The following is a 13,184-nucleotide window of genomic DNA, read 5'->3' as shown; positions in this document are numbered from 1 at the left end:
GGAAAATTCGGTCAGGAGCAAACGCCGTTTCTGCTTTCCGGGGGATCATCAACCCAGCGAAATCACCGTTACCCCGGCTGCCCTCAGTTCCTCGCGTATCGCCGGCAGATTCTCCGGCGAGACTGCTGCGGTCAGCGGAGAAATGATGGTCGTGGTGAATCCTGCTTCAGCTGCATCGAAGGCGGTCGCCTTTACGCAATGATCCGCGGCGAGCCCTACGACATCTACAGAGTCAATGCCTCTGGCCTTGAGCCATGGACCTAGCAGTTCTCCGCTTTCATCAGCCTGGTCAGCCGATGGATCCAGCACTCTGGCTTCGAAACCCGAATAGGCTGCGGTGAAGCGCCCCTTGGCGAAGTGCGCATCCAGGGGCACCTCGGCGAGCTGCGGATGCAGGGCGGCGCCAGATGTTCCGGCGACACAGTGCACCGGCCAGGAATCAATGAAGTCGGGGGTTTCCGAGAAATGATTCCCGGGCTCGATATGCCAATCCTGGGTGGTGACAATTGCCGAGTAGGCATCGCGGCGTTCGGCAATATCCGCGGCAATGGCCGTTGCGACGGCGTTGCCGCCGGTCACGGCCAGGGCTCCGCCTTCGCAGAAGTCGGGTTGGACATCAATGATCAACAGGGCTCTGCTCATCGCTGCCTCCTGGCTGGGGGAAGTGTAGAGATTGGAAAACTGCGGACCGCAGGATCCTTGAATCTGGATCCTACGTCCCGCAGCTGGGATTTTCGTGTGTTCGACTAGTCCTGGATCATGACGGTCGGGATGACCGGTTCGCCACGCTGCATCTTGCGTGCCACGCCTGGCAGTTCCTGGACCGATGCGAAGTGGCGCTCGGTGGCGAGCTTGACGCCAGCTGCACCCACGTACGCCTGATCGATCTCGCCATGGCGCACCAACGGGACCACCAGATCCCGCTCGGGGCCGCCGGTGGTGTACTCGGAAGTGGAGACGATTTCAGCGACAGCGCGGTTGCGTTCATTGAGCTGGCGCACCGCGTACTTGCGCCCGCCCACGCTGGCCTTGTTCGCCGCGGCCTTGGCGACCGGAATCCATTGCCCCGAATCGTCTTGGCGGGCAACCAGCTTGTAAACCATCGACGCGGTCGGATGGCCGGAGCCGGTGACCAATGCCGTGCCGACGCCATAGGCGTCAACCGGGGCGCTGGCCAGGGCGGCGATCGCGTACTCGTCGAGGTCCGAGGTCACGGTGATCTTGGTGTTCCAGTTGCCCAGGTCATCAAGCAGCTCGCGAACCCAGCCTGCCTGCTGCACCAGGTCGCCCGAGTCCAGCCGGACTCCGCCTAGTTCCGGACCCGCAACTTCAACCGCGGTGCGTACGCCCTTCTCCACGTCGTAGGTATCCACCAGCAAGATGGTGTCCTTGCCCAGCGAGGCAACCTGCGCTTCGAAGGCGGCGCGCTCGGTGTCGTGAAGCAGGGTGAACGAGTGGGCCGAAGTGCCAACGGTCTTCAAGCCATAGCGGGCACCGGCTTCCAAATTGGACGTTGAAGTGAATCCGGCAATCATGGCGGCCCGCGCGGCAGCCACTGCTGATTCCTCATGGGTGCGGCGCGAGCCCATCTCGATACATGGGCGTTCGCCGGCCGAGGCGATCATTCGCGATGCCGCCGAAGCGATGGCCGAATCATGGTTCATGACCGAGAGCAGGAAAGTCTCGATAACGCAGGCTTCAGCGAAAGTCGACTCCACGGTCAGCAGCGGCGAATTCGGGAAGTACAACTCGCCCTCGGCGTAGCCGGAGATGCTGCCGGTGAAGCGGAAGTTCTCCAGGTACTTGATGGTTTCCGCGTTGACTACCTTGTTGTCGCTGAGGAAACGCAGCTGTTCGTCATCGAAGCGGAAGTTTGCCAACCCTTCGAGCACGCGACCAGTACCTGCGACCACGCCATAGCGCCGGCCCTCGGGCAAGCGGCGAGCGAATGCCTCGAAGACAGACGGGCGGTGAGCTGCACCGGATCCCAGCGCTGCTTGGAGCATGGTCAGCTCATAGTGGTCGGTGAAGAGACTGGTGCGCATGTGACGCTCCTGATGATCGGAAAAGGCCTTATACGGTGCTGCTTGGGAAAGCAGACCGGTTTTACTGTATAACGGCTCACGCTCAAGGTGATATTTGCCGTGTCCGGTGTTGCGTTCAGCTTCCAAGCGTAAAATGGAAGCCATGACCGCAATGCCCGATGTACTTTCCGAATTTGAAACCCTGGTATCCCAAGACAAGCCCTGGCGCTTGGTCGTGTGGAATGATCCAGTGAACTTGATGAGCTACGTATCCTACGTGTTCCGTTCCTACTTTGGTTTCAGCGCGGAAAAAGCCGAGAAGCTCATGCTGCAGGTGCACCATGACGGCTTCTGCACGGTGCGCAGCGGCAGCCGCGAAGCTATCGAATCCGATGTGCAGGCAATGCACGGATTCGGCCTGAACGCAACGATGACCCAGGGAGCCTGAACGTGGCGAAGGCCTTCAAGAACGGTTCCAAGGGCATTACCGGAACACTGCACTCCGCAGAACGAAAACTGATCCGCGAACTCTTCGGCGATGTCATTGGAATGCTCGAGGAGCGTGCGCAGCTGCACCAGCTGCCCGAAGATGTTGATCCGCTTTACGCCCTGACCGGCATGCGGCCCGAGTCCATGGACCTGCCGCCGGTTTCCGATCCAGCGCTGGCCAGGCTGCTGCCGGATGCCAGCGATGACGCAGTGGCCGCCGCGGAGCATCGCCGGCTGACCGAAGCCGACCTGATCGCGCAAAAGGTTGGCCGCCTGCGCGAGGCCCAGATGCTGCTGGACACCGAAAAGCTGGTCTTGGACAAGGACACCGCGACGCGTTTTGCCCAAGCGCTGAACGACGTGCGCCTGGTGCTCGCAGAGCGCCTGGAAATCCGCAGTGAAGAGGATTCGGCCCGGGTCGCAGAGGTGCTCGATGCATCCGAGGTGAACACCCCGGACGAATACATGTCCTTGGTGTACAACCTGATTTCATGGGTCCTCGATACCCTGATGGCTGCACTGATGGATGCGGAGTTCTAATCCATGAATTCCTACTTTGCTACCGGGCAGGTCTCGGCCCCGGAGGCCAATACCCCCATCGGCATTTTCGACTCGGGCGTTGGCGGGCTGACCGTGGCCCGCGCGATCATTGACCAGCTGCCGGGCGAATCGCTGATCTATGTGGGGGATACCGCCAACTCTCCCTATGGCCCGCTGCCCATTGCCCAGGTTCGGGCCAATGCGCTGGGGGTGATGGATGAGCTGGTAGATGGTGGCGTGAAGCTGCTGGTGATTGCCTGCAATTCGGCCTCTGCCGCAGTGCTGCGCGATGCTCGCGAGCGCTATACCGCGCGCTATGGCATCCCGGTCGTCGAGGTCATCCAGCCGGCGGTGCGCCGTGCGGTAGCCGGCACGAAGAATGGCAAGATCGGCATCATCGGCACCCAGGCGACTGTTGGTTCACGCGCCTACGAGGACGCCTTTGCGGCCGCGCCGAACTTGCAGGTCTCCACCGTGGCCTGCCCGCGTTTCGTGGAGTTCGTGGAGTCCGGCATTACCGCCGGTGCCGAGCTGCTGGAGATCGCGCAGGAATACCTGGCGCCGCTGCAGGCCGCCGATGTAGACACCCTGGTTCTGGGATGCACGCACTATCCGTTGCTGACCGGCGTGATCTCCTATGTCATGGGGGATTCGGTCAGCTTGGTTTCGAGTGCCGAGGAAACGGCAAAGGACGTTTTCCGGGCGTTGACCCGCCATGCCCTGGTGCGCAACGACGGCGCCGCGGCGCGTCATGAGTTCCTAGCCACAGGCAACGCTGATAGCTTTGGTGTACTGGCTCGCCGATTCCTCGGACCCGAGGTGCTGCAGGTGCGCCACGTGGACCATGTAGCCGCCCACTATCCGACCGGAGCTATTTCGCGGATTACCCCGCAGATGATTGCCGCGTCGAAAGCGAGTAACGAATGAAGCTGACCATCATTGGATGCACCGGGTCATTCCCAGGGCCGGGATCGCCCGCTTCCTGCTACCTGGTGTCGGCCTTTGATGGCACGCGCGACTGGAAGATCCTGCTGGATCTGGGCTCAGGCGCATTGGGCGTGCTTCAGCGTTACACCGATTTAAAAGACATTGACGGGATCATGATTTCCCATCTGCATCCGGATCACTGCATGGACCTTTGCGGTTTGCATGTGGCGATTCGCTGGGATCCGAAGGGCTGGGGCCGGGACCGGATGCTGGTGCACGGTCCGGAAGATACCGCCGAACGCATTGAAACGGCCTACTCCCTGCCCGATGGCGACACCATGGCCAAGGACTACGACTTCCAGGTCTGGAAATCCTTGCAGCCGGTGAACATCGGTCCCTTCACCATCACTCCCTACCCGGTGCGCCACCCGATCAAGGAAGCCTATGCGCTGCGCGTGGAAGCGCATGAGCCGGGCCCCGATGGCGAGTTGCTGACCAGCGTGCTGACCTATTCCGGGGACACCGACAGCTGCGATGGCCTGGTTGAGGCAGCCCGCGGCGCTGACATGTTCCTGTGCGAAGCGGCCTTCGAAGAGGGCCGCGATGACCATATCGACGGCGTGCACCTGACGGGCAAGCGTGCTGGCGAAATGGCGACCGCGGCCGGTGCCGAGCGCATGCTGCTGACGCACATTCCGGTATGGACCGACATCAACAAGGTAGTCGAGGAAGCCAAGGAAACCTACGACGGCGGGATCGCTGTTGCCGTTTCCGGGGTGACTTACGGCGTGTACTCCGGCAGCCTGAAGGAAGACAAGGACCCGGCCCTGTTCAAGGGGGAGCGCGGTACCGACTACCTGAAGACCCGTACCGGCACCATGCCGACCATCAAGTACGAGAAGACCCGCAAGTTCCCCTTGCTCAAACGCAAGAAGTAGGCACGCGGAACCGGGAAAAAGCACTGGCGGACAGGAAGAAATATCCTCTGCGCCGGTGCTTTTCGCGTTCCCGGAAGCAGCCTAGCCGGCGCCGTGCTTGGCGCCCCAGGGCTTGTCGTATTTGCTGGCCAGTCGGGTCAGGGCCAATGCGGCGACCAGCAGTCCCACGTCGCGCAGGGCGACATCGAGGAAGATGCCCATCGAGACCAGATTGACGATGATGCCCAGCAGCCACAGTGACAGCACATAGCTCGCGTAGCGCGGCTTGATGATCATCGATGCGGCGGCAACCAGTTCCACCACGCCAACGAAATGCATGGCGGTTTGCGCGGAGAACGGCACGATGGCAATGATCCACGGGGCCAGGTATTCCGGCCAGTAGGTCATGACGTTCGCGAACTTGTCCAGTCCCATCAGCAGGGGCAGGACGACAAATCCAATGCGCAGGATCCAGAATGCGCTCAACGACGGGTCGGTGTTGACTCGTGCAGCTGTTGTTGCCCGTATGTGCGAGACCGGATGCTTCTCGCTCCATGAGGCGCTCATGGCGATCACCCTCCAAAGGTTTGAACGTATACCCAGAATTCGCCTCTCGGGCCTATTTGTCAAGATCCATTGTTGATAGAATTCTGGCATGTCGACAAAACTGAGCTTGCAGCAAGATGCGGTCCTCAAATCGCTCAACGATCCGGTTCGGCGGCGACTGTTCGAATTCATTTCGCAAAGTCCGCAACCGGCAGGACGCGACGCGGCATCCAAGGCCGCAGGAATCAGCCGGACCCTGGCCGCCTACCATCTGGACCGGCTGGCAAGCGCAGGATTGCTGGCGGTGACTTTCGCACGGCCGGAAGGCAAAAACGGGCCGGGGGCCGGGCGCACCGCGAAACTTTACGCGCTCGCCCAAGAGGAAGTATCCGTGAGCTTGCCAGCGCGCAATTACCGCCTCTTGGGCAGCTTGCTGGCGAACGCGGCCAGTGCCGATGCCTCGGGGGCTGTGCTCCAGGCGCTGCGTCAGGCGGCACGTGGCGAGGGGCAGAACCTGGGGCAGGCCGGTGACGGGCTCGTGCCGTCGCTGGACGAGCTGGGCTATGCGCCTGAAACAGACGAGCGAGGAGAGATCTCCATGGGGAACTGCCCCTTCCATCTGGTCGCGCAGCAGCAGACCGAACTGGTCTGCTCCATGAACTATGAACTGGTTTCAGGCGTCTTGGAGGGGTGCCAGTTGGATTGCAGCCGGGCCGAGCTGAGCCCGCGTCCGGGGCGATGCTGCGTTGTGGTGCATCCTCAATAGTTGCCAAGGATACGCCACGAGGTGCATTTCACCGTAACTCGCGGGTTCACCCGTACAGATCGAGCGGTGCGCGTGGTTAGGATGGAAGCATGACTTTACGCGCTGACGGCCGAGGAGCCGCGCAACTTCGAGACATTACCATCACCCGTGGCTGGTCCGCTCAGGCCGAAGGCTCGGCGCTGATCGAATTCGGCGACACCCGCGTGCTGTGCACCGCGTCCTTCACCGAGGGCGTGCCACGCTGGCTCAAGGGCGAAGGCACCGGCTGGGTCACCGCTGAATACGCGATGCTCCCACGTGCTACCAACACCCGCAACTCCCGCGAATCGGTCCGGGGCAAGCTCTCGGGCCGCACCCATGAGATTTCCCGCCTGATCGGCCGCTCGCTGCGTGCCGTCGTGGACACCAAGGCCCTGGGCGAAAACACCATCGTGCTGGACTGCGACGTCCTGCAGGCCGACGGCGGCACCCGCACTGCCGCCATCACCGGTGCCTACGTGGCACTGGCAGAAGCAATTTCCTGGGCCCGTTCGCAGGGCATCGTGAAGGCCAACGCCAAGGTGCTCACCGACTCGGTCGCCGCGATCTCGGTGGGCATCATCGATGGCACCCCGATGCTGGACCTGCCCTACGAGGAAGATGTTCGCGCCGAGACCGACATGAACGTCGTGGTCACCGGATCCGGCGACTTCGTCGAGGTCCAGGGCACCGCCGAAGGGGTTCCATTCAAGCGCGAGGAGCTGGATGCCCTGCTGGACCTGGCCCTTGGCGGAACCAACGAGCTGGCCGAGATCCAGCGTGAAACCCTGAGCAGCACCAAATGAGCAAGCCGGTACTGGTGCTTGCCTCGCGCAACCAGGGCAAGCTGCGCGAATTGCGCGAATTGCTGCGCGGGCAGGTGCCGGGCTTGGATGTTGACAGCCAGGTCATCGACGCCGCCACCGCTGGGGCTGCCGATCCGGTTGAAGACCAGGTCACCTTCCAGGGCAATGCGCTGAAAAAGGCTCGCGAGATCTCGGCATCCACCGGCCTGGTGGCGCTGGCCGATGATTCCGGCTTGAGCGTGGATGTGCTCGGGGGAGCGCCGGGAATCTTCTCGGCGCGCTGGGCCGGGGTGCACGGCAATGACGAAGCGAATATCGATCTGCTGCTCGGCCAGCTCGGCGATATTGCAGCCGAGCACCGCGCAGCGCAGTTCGTCTGCGCCGCGGCACTGGCTACCCCAGAGGGTGCCGAGCACGTGGAACTGGGCAAGGTCGAGGGCGTGCTGCGCACCGAGCGTGCCGGCGAGCATGGGTTCGGCTATGATCCGATCTTCGAACCGGCCGGTGCCGGCAAGTCCATGGCCCAGCACACTCCGGAGGAGAAGAACGCGATCTCGCACCGGGCTCGCGCCTTCGCCGCGTTGCTGCCCAGCATCATCGATGAGGTCACCAAGGCCTTGGCCAAGTAGCCTCCAAATCCCGGATAGAACAAGAACGCCAGCAAATCCTGAAACGGATTTGCTGGCGTTTTTGCGCTAGTGCGGGAAGTTCTCGCCGGACCGTGCCAGGGCCAGGTAGGGCCGCTCGTCGAACTCGGTCACCAGGTATTGGGTTTCGCATGCGCGGCACTGCCACTGTGCGGGAGGCCCCACAGGCATCATGCAGCCAGCGGTGACGTACTCGTCGTCATTGGGCATGAAGCTTGGCATTCCCCAGATGATCTTCAGCGGATTGCGTTCCCCGCATTCCGGGCAGGCAGGCTTCGCGAACTTCCGGAGCTGTTCCAGGGTTGGCTGGTGGGCCATGTCGTGGCAGCCACGGCAAAGCAGCACCACCTCATCGGCATGGTCCTGGATCTCCCAACGCAGGCCGTTGTGATGGCTCTGCGGCAGATGGACCTCGGGTCTGGCAGAAATATCCCGATCGCAGATTTCGCAAGCAAGCGGTTCATACGGTGAAGCCTTCTGGAGGATGGCCACAACGCCCAGCACCTCATTGGCCTTCGCAGGCTGCGAGGGAGTGCAAGGTCCGGCGGTGACGAATATCGGGCGGGGGCGTTCGAGAAGATCCCCGATGCTGCCCAGAAGCTTCTGGGCAAGGGAATCTGCCAAATACTGCGAGCGTCCTGGAAGTTCTGCGCCGATCATGGACTCGAGCTCAGCCACGGAGATCGGGTCGGTGAAGGTCGCCAAATTGGTGAAGGTGAGCCGCTCCGCCTCATCGGCTTCGGTGATTTCAAGGCTGGCAATCAACGCTGGAGTGCCCTCCAATGCCGTCAGGACGAGATCGCCTGCCCGCAGGGGTTCCTCCAAATTCCAGCGGAATGACTCGTTCTCCTGCCCCAGGGCCGCCGCGGAAGCCAGTGCATTTGCCTGGCGGCACCAATATACCGGCTGGCCCTTCGTGCCGGTGAGCAGTGCGCGATTCAATGCCGCTTGGTTCGGGCGGCGCAAGGGGTAGTCCAGGATATTGCGGCCGGGACGCTGCATGGTGCCAGCGCGCGAGTCCTGGATTCTGGCGATCAGCTCGCGCCGGGTAGCGCGGGCCATTTCTTCACCGGTGGATTCGGGGAAAAGCACCTTGTACAGCCCGAGCAGGATCTGGCGATCCAATGCTCCGAGAAGCGGATCCGGAGCCTCAAGGCGATTGAAAAGTTCTTGCATGGTCCCTCCCATAAAGGCCTGCAATCCGTGGATTGCGGTCATTGCCCAGCGTGCGATCACTATTTTCCTGGGCCAGATACTGCAAATTATTCGTAGCCATCGCCAGCCCTTCCCGGTTTCGAGTTGCGCCATGCGTTGTCTCGGTCTGCCGCTCCATTTCCGTGCTCACCACGGTGAACGCACCATCGCCGGTGCCCGTTCCAGGCAGCCCCGTCGACAGTTCCCAGCATAGATAGCGAGGCGGACAGTTTGGGGTACCGGATTTTCCGTGGATATTTTGCCGCCCCGCTATTGCACAGAACCGAACTAGGTTCTATGGTTAGTTACATGAGTAACTAACCCACTAACTAACCTAGTGGAAATGAGCACGGAGAGGAGCCAGCATGATTGATGATTCAAAACCGATCTTCTTGCAGATTGCTGAGCTGATTGAGAACGACATCATCTCTGGTGTTCTTGCAGAAGAAGCGCAAGTTCCATCAACCAATGAATTCGCAGCGTTCTACCGGATCAATCCGGCCACAGCAGCCAAGGGAATCAACCGGCTCGTGGAAGACGGACTGCTCTACAAGAAGCGGGGGATCGGCATGTTCGTCACCGAAGGTGCACCGCGGCGGCTGCGAGAACAGCGCCGCGAGAAATTCCAACAGCAATTCATCACCCCATTGACCGCAGAAGCCTCCAAGCTGGGCATTGGCCTGGATGAGCTGGTCGCCATGATCAAGACCGGTTCGGATTCTTGAAACATCTCTACTAGGCAGGGAGGAACGACATGCCACGAACGACAGCAATCGCCACACGCGAGCTGAGCAAGACCTACAAGGACGTGCGAGCGCTCGACAACGTCAGCCTGGAACTGGAACCCGACCGTATCTACGGGCTGCTTGGACGCAACGGGGCCGGCAAGACCACGCTCATGTCCATCCTGACCGGGCAGAACTATGCGGACCAAGGCACCGCCGAAATCTTCGGCCACGCCCCCTTCGAGCATGATCCGACGCTCTCGCGCATCTGCTTCATCCGCGAATCCCAGAAGTACCCCGATGACTTCAAGGTCCACCAGGCCTTCAAATCCGCAGCCCTGTTCTTCGAGAACTGGGATGAGGAACTGGCCCAGGATCTCGTCGAGGCGTTCGCACTGCCGACCAGGCGCAGGATCAAGAAGCTCTCCCGCGGGCAGCTGTCCGCGGTGGGCGTGATCATCGGCATGGCCTCGCGGGCGGACATCACGTTCTTCGACGAACCCTACCTCGGCCTGGACGCGGTAGCGCGGCAGATCTTCTATGACCGCCTCGTCGAAGACTTCGCGGAATATCCACGCACCATCGTGCTCTCCAGCCACCTGATCGATGAAGTCGCCAACCTGCTCGAACACGTCATCGTGATCGACAAGGGGCGAATCGTCATCGACTCGGATGCCGAAGAGCTGCGCGGCACAGCGGTAACGGTAACTGGCGAGGACGCCAAGGTCCAGGAATTCATCGGCTCCGCGCAGATAATCCATCGTGATGCACTCGGCGCCCTGGCCAGCGTCACCATCAAGGCCAAGCTGGATTCGGAGCAGCGCGAACAAGCGAAGCTCATGGGCCTGGACCTGAGTCCGGTGTCGCTGCAGCAACTGGTAGTCCGCAGCGCCTTGAGCAGCACCACCGAAACAGGGATCGACGAACGGACGGAGGCAAGAAAATGAACCGCATCATCAAAGTCGCCCGCATGCAACTGATCAACAAAGCCACTTTCATTGGAATCCCGCTGATAATCCTGGGTGGATCGTTCCTCTTCACACTGGCCATCTGGTGGCTGGTCCGGCGCAACGGCAGCGACGAAGGGCTGTACAGCGGTGGCGCCCAAGCGCCGATGTGGTACTTCTTGGCCCTGGGTATCCAGGCGCTGACGCTGACTTTCCCGTTCTCCATGGCCATGAGCATTTCGCGGCGTACCTTCTATCTGGGAACCGTGGCACTGTTCTCCGTCTGCGCACTGGTTCTGTCGGTGTTCTACTACCTGATTGGATTGCTGGAAGTCGCCACCGGTGGTTGGGGCATGGGCGGCCAGTTCTTCGCCCTGCAATGGATTGCGGATAACAACTGGCTGGTCCAGATCCTGTTCTACTTCGTGCTGATGGTGCTGCTGTTCATGGTCGGCTTCCTGATAGCGACCATCTACATGAGGTGGCGCACCACGGGCATGGTGGTTTTCTTCACCCTGCTGGGTGTGGTGGTGCTGGGAATCATCGCCCTGTTCACCTTCGGCAATTACTGGGACCAGTTCTGGAGCTGGGCCTTGACCTGGACCGCCGCGGGGATCACGCTGTGGGGCGGCCTGGTGGCCCTGCTGATGGCAGGAGGATCCTATCTCACCTTGCGCAAGGCAACCGCCTAGCCCGGGTCCGAAATGCAGGGCATATGGGCACCGGTTCCCTTTCCCTTGGGGGAAGGGAACCGGTGCCTGCTTTTGCAAGAAGGCGCCCAGCGGCCCGGGACCGCGATTTGCTATTCTTCAATGACTGCCGGTGAAGGCGCTGGAGCCGCCCGTGCCGCGGCGGCAGGGGAGCAACCCAGGAGAGAAATCATGAGCGCCTCGCCGACCGGAATTCGAACCGCAGACGGAGCGCTGGAAATGCGCCGCGAGTTCACCCAATCCCCGAGCAGGATCTGGCGCTATCTGGCTGACTCCCAGTGCTTGGCGCTCTGGTATGGCCCATGGCACGGGGACCCGGAGCGCGGCGCGGTGGACGTAGTGATGCTGCTCGAGGACGGTTCACCCACCGAACGAGTCGAAATCCTGCGTTGCGATCCGCGCATGCACCACCTGCAGGTGCAACTTGGAACAGGCCCCTCGGCCTGGCGGCTGGAGCTCGCGGTGCAGTCCTGCGGCGAGGGCAGTTCCCTGGTCTTCCGGATGCCGGGCCTTGACCCGCAGCTCGCCGGCTCCGTCGGGCCGGGCTGGGACTACTACCTGGACCGCCTGGCAGCCGTGGTGAACGGAGCCGATGCCGACAGCGTGGACTTCGAGGCCGATTACTATCCGGCGCTCAGTGAGCATTACGAGGAGCTGTTCGGGCACTGAGTTCCCTGCGTGCAGGGTTCGACTCGCTCAATGCGGCCGGCTGATGATTGTGAGATGCCCTGCCTTGCGCCCAAGCCAGCCAGGCCGCCGATAACTTGATCGATACAGGTCAAAATCGGGTTGCAGCGAATTATTGGCACGTTATCGCCCGGCGGTCACCGCGCGGTGCACGGTGCGCGAATGTCACGCATGCCGGTGCCAGCGATTAAGCGAGTAAGCTATTGGGCGTGGCATTGGACTTCACAGCAGTAGATTTTGAGACAGCAAACGGTTTTATCGGCTCCGCCTGTTCGGTGGGCCTGGTCAAGGTACGCTCCGGGCAAATCGTCGAAACCGAACAGTGGCTCATGCAGCCGCCGGCAGGCTTCGACCACTTCGACCCGCGCAACGTCTCGATCCACCACATCACCCCCGACATGGTGAGCGCCGCGCCACGGGTGACCGACAGGATTCCGGAACTGCTGGAATTCATCGGATCCGACGTGCTGGTGGCCCACAATTCTTCGTTCGATTCCGGAGTGATCCGCGCGGCGTGCGAAGCCGGCGAACTGCCGGTACCGGAAATTGCGCACCTGTGCACCGTCAAGCTCTCCCGCAAGGCCTACGATCTGCCCAGCTACTCGCTGCCGTTCGTTGCCGAAGAAGCGGGACACCCTATCGAAAACCACCACGAGGCCCTGGCTGACGCTGTGGCCTGTGCCTGGGCAATGATCGATATCGCCGGGCGCAGCGGACAGCAGTCCGTGTTGGAGACGGCAGACCACTATGGCGTCCGGCTGAGCCTGACCCAGCCGTGGCAGCCAGGCCACGAACTGTCCCGCGCCACCCGCGACGCCCAAGGCTGGCTGGCTGCAGGCAACCCGTTGCCGCCGCAGGATTCCTTCAACAACTGGCCGCAGGAAGGGCCGAACCCGAAGCCGAGCGACAACGCGGATCCCAGCCATCCGCTGTTCGGCCAGATCATGGTGTTCACCGGCAACCTGTCCATGCCGCGCCCCAAGGCCAAGGAACTGGCCGCCGAACACGGCGCGCAGACCGCCTCGCGGGTCACCCGCGCCACCACGGCGCTGGTCGTCGGAGACGGCTTCGTCCCGGAGGATCTGGCCAACGGGCGGCTGACCAACAAGGCCAAGCACGTACTCCGGCTGCGCGAAAAGGGCCAGCGGGTCAGCATCATCTCCGAAGGCGAGTTCATGCAGATGGTTGGCGGGTTCGGGCTGACCGCCTAGCAGACCGCAGAAGCGGGGCCGGCACAGATC

15 protein-coding genes and 1 pseudogene are annotated in these 13,184 nt (G+C 61.9%); 12 read left to right on the top strand and 4 right to left on the bottom strand.

The features are described from left to right. Positions 1–48: 48 nt before the first annotated feature. A complete protein-coding gene (locus ACNPM8_RS10150; protein WP_105658426.1) occupies positions 49–642 on the bottom strand; it encodes an isochorismatase family protein in 594 nt (197 codons plus the stop codon). Positions 643–746: 104 nt separating this feature from the next. Then, entirely contained in the window at positions 747–2,045 is a 1,299-nt protein-coding gene (locus ACNPM8_RS10145) for a nicotinate phosphoribosyltransferase (protein WP_105662594.1), read from the bottom strand. A gap of 142 nt (positions 2,046–2,187) precedes the next feature. Between ACNPM8_RS10145 and clpS the strand changes: the two genes are divergently transcribed. From clpS to ACNPM8_RS10125, 4 genes and pseudogenes are all read left to right on the top strand, one after another. Continuing rightward, a complete protein-coding gene (gene clpS / locus ACNPM8_RS10140) occupies positions 2,188–2,472 on the top strand; it encodes an ATP-dependent Clp protease adapter ClpS (RefSeq protein ID WP_105658428.1) in 285 nt (94 codons plus the stop codon). A 2-nt stretch (positions 2,473–2,474) separates the two neighbouring features. After that, complete coding sequence (locus tag ACNPM8_RS10135; protein ID WP_105662595.1) at positions 2,475–3,053, top strand: DUF2017 domain-containing protein; 579 nt, start codon at positions 2,475–2,477, stop codon at positions 3,051–3,053. A 3-nt stretch (positions 3,054–3,056) separates the two neighbouring features. Next, positions 3,057–3,980, top strand: a complete 924-nt coding sequence (gene murI, locus ACNPM8_RS10130; protein ID WP_105662596.1) for a glutamate racemase — start codon at positions 3,057–3,059, stop codon at positions 3,978–3,980. Continuing rightward, positions 3,977–4,771 (top strand): annotated as a pseudogene (locus tag ACNPM8_RS10125) (MBL fold metallo-hydrolase); the annotation flags it as partial. The gene murI and the pseudogene ACNPM8_RS10125, both read left to right, overlap by 4 nt. Before the next feature lie 228 nt (positions 4,772–4,999). Here ACNPM8_RS10125 and ACNPM8_RS10120 read toward each other — a convergent pair. Then, positions 5,000–5,464 carry a hypothetical protein gene (locus ACNPM8_RS10120; RefSeq protein ID WP_402697282.1) on the bottom strand — a complete coding sequence of 155 codons (465 nt, stop codon included), beginning with the start codon at positions 5,462–5,464 and terminating at the stop codon, positions 5,000–5,002. Between the two features lie 88 nt (positions 5,465–5,552). Here ACNPM8_RS10120 and ACNPM8_RS10115 point away from each other — a divergent pair, with 88 nt between their 5' ends. The 3 genes from ACNPM8_RS10115 (at position 5,553) to rdgB (ending at position 7,662) form a co-directional block, all read left to right on the top strand. Continuing rightward, a complete protein-coding gene (locus ACNPM8_RS10115; RefSeq protein ID WP_105662597.1) occupies positions 5,553–6,209 on the top strand; it encodes a helix-turn-helix transcriptional regulator in 657 nt (218 codons plus the stop codon). 89 nt (positions 6,210–6,298) lie between these two features. Further along, positions 6,299–7,033, top strand: a complete 735-nt coding sequence (rph, locus tag ACNPM8_RS10110; protein WP_388025335.1) for a ribonuclease PH — start codon at positions 6,299–6,301, stop codon at positions 7,031–7,033. Then, a complete protein-coding gene (rdgB, locus tag ACNPM8_RS10105; protein WP_448939784.1) occupies positions 7,030–7,662 on the top strand; it encodes an RdgB/HAM1 family non-canonical purine NTP pyrophosphatase in 633 nt (210 codons plus the stop codon). Before rph ends, rdgB begins: the two co-directional genes overlap by 4 nt. Positions 7,663–7,728: 66 nt before the next feature. Here rdgB and ACNPM8_RS10100 read toward each other — a convergent pair whose 3' ends face one another. Beyond that, the gene (locus tag ACNPM8_RS10100; protein ID WP_426734837.1) at positions 7,729–8,856 is read right to left on the bottom strand and encodes an HNH endonuclease signature motif containing protein; all 1,128 of its coding nucleotides are present in this window, start codon (positions 8,854–8,856) and stop codon (positions 7,729–7,731) included. A 383-nt stretch (positions 8,857–9,239) separates the two neighbouring features. On the opposite strand from ACNPM8_RS10100, the gene ACNPM8_RS10095 reads away from it, so the two are divergent. From ACNPM8_RS10095 to ACNPM8_RS10075, 5 genes are all read left to right on the top strand, one after another. After that, positions 9,240–9,599: a GntR family transcriptional regulator gene (locus tag ACNPM8_RS10095; protein ID WP_181148913.1), complete on the top strand. Its 360-nt coding sequence runs from the start codon at positions 9,240–9,242 to the stop codon at positions 9,597–9,599. Between the two features lie 29 nt (positions 9,600–9,628). Beyond that, a complete protein-coding gene (locus tag ACNPM8_RS10090) occupies positions 9,629–10,546 on the top strand; it encodes an ABC transporter ATP-binding protein (protein ID WP_105662601.1) in 918 nt (305 codons plus the stop codon). Then, positions 10,543–11,238 (top strand): hypothetical protein, encoded by a 696-nt coding sequence (locus ACNPM8_RS10085; protein WP_105658437.1) that lies wholly within the window; start codon positions 10,543–10,545, stop codon positions 11,236–11,238. Before ACNPM8_RS10090 ends, ACNPM8_RS10085 begins: the two co-directional genes overlap by 4 nt. Positions 11,239–11,427: 189 nt before the next feature. Next, a complete protein-coding gene (locus ACNPM8_RS10080) occupies positions 11,428–11,925 on the top strand; it encodes an SRPBCC family protein (RefSeq protein WP_448939783.1) in 498 nt (165 codons plus the stop codon). Between the two features lie 227 nt (positions 11,926–12,152). Beyond that, complete coding sequence (locus tag ACNPM8_RS10075) at positions 12,153–13,154, top strand: exonuclease domain-containing protein (RefSeq protein WP_105658459.1); 1,002 nt, start codon at positions 12,153–12,155, stop codon at positions 13,152–13,154. Positions 13,155–13,184: the final 30 nt, after the last annotated feature.

This window comes from Glutamicibacter sp. AGC46, from assembly GCF_053543715.1.
Note: the sequence above shows the minus strand (reverse complement) of the source record. Positions and strands in the feature narration are given on the sequence as shown.

Bases quoted from the DNA above. Each gene is read 5' to 3' on its own strand.
- ACNPM8_RS10150 (WP_105658426.1), bottom strand. From the start codon at position 642: ATGAGCAGAGCCCTGTTGATCATTGATGTCCAACCCGACTTCTGCGAA.
- ACNPM8_RS10145 (WP_105662594.1), bottom strand. From the start codon at position 2,045: ATGCGCACCAGTCTCTTCACCGACCACTATGAGCTGACCATGCTCCAA.
- clpS (WP_105658428.1), top strand. From the start codon at position 2,188: ATGACCGCAATGCCCGATGTACTTTCCGAATTTGAAACCCTGGTATCC.
- murI (WP_105662596.1), top strand. From the start codon at position 3,057: ATGAATTCCTACTTTGCTACCGGGCAGGTCTCGGCCCCGGAGGCCAAT.
- ACNPM8_RS10120 (WP_402697282.1), bottom strand. From the start codon at position 5,464: ATGAGCGCCTCATGGAGCGAGAAGCATCCGGTCTCGCACATACGGGCA.
- ACNPM8_RS10115 (WP_105662597.1), top strand. From the start codon at position 5,553: ATGTCGACAAAACTGAGCTTGCAGCAAGATGCGGTCCTCAAATCGCTC.
- rph (WP_388025335.1), top strand. From the start codon at position 6,299: ATGACTTTACGCGCTGACGGCCGAGGAGCCGCGCAACTTCGAGACATT.
- rdgB (WP_448939784.1), top strand. From the start codon at position 7,030: ATGAGCAAGCCGGTACTGGTGCTTGCCTCGCGCAACCAGGGCAAGCTG.
- ACNPM8_RS10100 (WP_426734837.1), bottom strand. From the start codon at position 8,856: ATGCAAGAACTTTTCAATCGCCTTGAGGCTCCGGATCCGCTTCTCGGA.
- ACNPM8_RS10095 (WP_181148913.1), top strand. From the start codon at position 9,240: ATGATTGATGATTCAAAACCGATCTTCTTGCAGATTGCTGAGCTGATT.
- ACNPM8_RS10090 (WP_105662601.1), top strand. From the start codon at position 9,629: ATGCCACGAACGACAGCAATCGCCACACGCGAGCTGAGCAAGACCTAC.
- ACNPM8_RS10085 (WP_105658437.1), top strand. From the start codon at position 10,543: ATGAACCGCATCATCAAAGTCGCCCGCATGCAACTGATCAACAAAGCC.
- ACNPM8_RS10080 (WP_448939783.1), top strand. From the start codon at position 11,428: ATGAGCGCCTCGCCGACCGGAATTCGAACCGCAGACGGAGCGCTGGAA.